The 1,934-nt window shown below is 43.5% G+C and carries 3 protein-coding genes; 2 read left to right on the forward strand and 1 reads right to left on the reverse strand.

Annotation, left to right across the window (positions count from 1 at the left end):
• The first annotated feature begins 154 nt into the window (after positions 1-154).
• Positions 155-739, forward strand: coding sequence for an RNA polymerase sigma factor (locus tag WBV75_RS03755; protein WP_424119317.1), 585 nt, complete (start codon positions 155-157; stop codon positions 737-739).
• Positions 740-963: 224 nt separating this feature from the next.
• On the opposite strand, the gene nth is transcribed toward WBV75_RS03755, so the two are convergent.
• Complete coding sequence (gene nth, locus WBV75_RS03760; RefSeq protein ID WP_424119318.1) at positions 964-1,626, reverse strand: endonuclease III; 663 nt, start codon at positions 1,624-1,626, stop codon at positions 964-966.
• Between the two features lie 45 nt (positions 1,627-1,671).
• Between nth and WBV75_RS03765 the strand changes: the two genes are divergently transcribed.
• Positions 1,672-1,934 (forward strand): peroxiredoxin (locus WBV75_RS03765; RefSeq protein WP_424119319.1); only part of this gene is annotated, 263 nt, incomplete at its 3' end.

A 1,934-nucleotide genomic window follows, 5' to 3' on the forward strand; every position in this document is an offset into this window, starting at 1 on the left:
GGGTTTTACATCAAGATTCGGCGGTTTTACAACAATGTTTTTTTGAGGGCACCCCCTTGTCCTAATTTTAGATTGTATTTGAAACTGAGCAAACCCAAAAAGGTATTAAAGGCGAAACCAGCTTAAAGTTAATAACTGAACAAAAAAAACCCCTATGGAACTAAAGATCGACGACTCAATCCTTGTAAAGGAATACATAAGTGGTAATGAAAGAGCTCTCGAAGTCCTTATCAACAAGCACAATCAGCGAATTACGAGCTTTATTTATTCCAAGGTACTGGACCGGGACGTCACTGAGGATATCTTTCAGGATACCTTTATTAAAGTGATAAAGACCCTGAAGAAGGGGAATTACAGTGAAGAAGGAAAGTTCCTTCCTTGGGTTATGCGGATTGCGCATAACCTGATTATAGATTATTTCCGTAAGAACAAGCGCATGCCCAAGTTTGAAGGGAGCGATGATTTTAATATTTTCTCTGTTATTGGCGATGACAAGCTCAATGCTGAAAAGCAGATGATCAAAGATCAGATCGATAGTGATCTCGGAATTCTCATCGATGAATTGCCTGATGATCAGCGGGAAGTTCTGATCATGCGTATATATAAAGATATGAGTTTTAAAGAAATCTCGGAGTCTACAGGGGTAAGTATCAATACCGCTTTGGGACGGATGCGATATGCCCTGATCAACCTGAGAAAAATAATTCAGAGAAACAAAATTGTCTTAACGAATTATTAATCGGAATAGGGGGAAGCAATATTTCCATAAGGGTTGCGTTATTTAGTTGTAACGAACTCTAGGTATATGGAAAGAATTTACTCAGAACAAGCCAATACGTGCGCGGGGTGTAAAGCTAAAAAAGAAACAATTGCCTTTTTGCTTCAATATTCAAAATCACTCCACATAACGGGCTATCGGGACTTCGCATTTGAAGCCAGTTTAAACTAAATTACAAGACCTGCTCAGCGGGTCTTTTTTTTTGCCCAATATTCTCGCAGTACGGACTTCCTGCCAATGGTCCGGGTGATTACATCTTTATCCAGATCCCAACCCCGGGCGGGGCAGTATTCCCTCCCATACCAAATAATCTGCAGGTGCAACTTATTCCACAAAGACTCAGGGAATAAACGGCGGGCGTCTTTTTCCGTCTGAACCACATTCTTTCCCGTAGATAACCCCCAGCGATACATGAGCCTGTGGATATGCGTATCCACTGGGAATGCGGGGACTCCAAAGGCTTGGGAGATGACAACACTGGCTGTTTTATGCCCCACCCCGGGTAAGGCCTCGAGGGCTTCAAGATCTGCAGGCACCTGGCCCTGATGACGTTCCAGCAACAGTTCTGACAACCGGTGAATCGCCCTCGCCTTTGTAGGTGAAAGCCCCACGGGCTTTATGATTTCCCGGATTTCTGAGACGTCCAATCCGACCATTGTTTTGGGATTGTCGGCTTTAGCAAACAATTTGGGAGTTGTTTGGTTCACCCGGACATCTGTACTCTGTGCAGATAACAGCACGGCAATGAGCAGGGTATATGGATCCCGATGCTCCAAAGGAACCGGAACCTGGGGGTAAATCGCTGCAAGGGTGGAAATAACAAAGGCAGCCTTTTCTTTTTTGGTCATTATGTTTAATTTTAGAAAAATATAAATAAACAAATCAATATACGTATGAATACATTGAGCGCCGGGGACAAAGTACCGGATTTTAAGGCCAGGGATCAAGATGGAAATGTGGTTTCCCTATCGGATTATGCCGGTAAAAAACTGATCGTCTTCTTTTACCCCAGGGCAAATACCCCCGGATGTACGGCGGAAGCCTGTAATCTCAGAGATCATTACCAGGCCTTGCAGGAAGCGGGGTACTCCCTATTGGGTGTCAGTGCAGATTCAGAGAAAAAACAAGCTAATTTCCGAAATAAGTACAACTTTCC

The organism is Robiginitalea sp. (genome assembly GCF_049588695.1).
In the GTDB taxonomy this organism is placed as follows: domain Bacteria; phylum Bacteroidota; class Bacteroidia; order Flavobacteriales; family Flavobacteriaceae; genus Robiginitalea.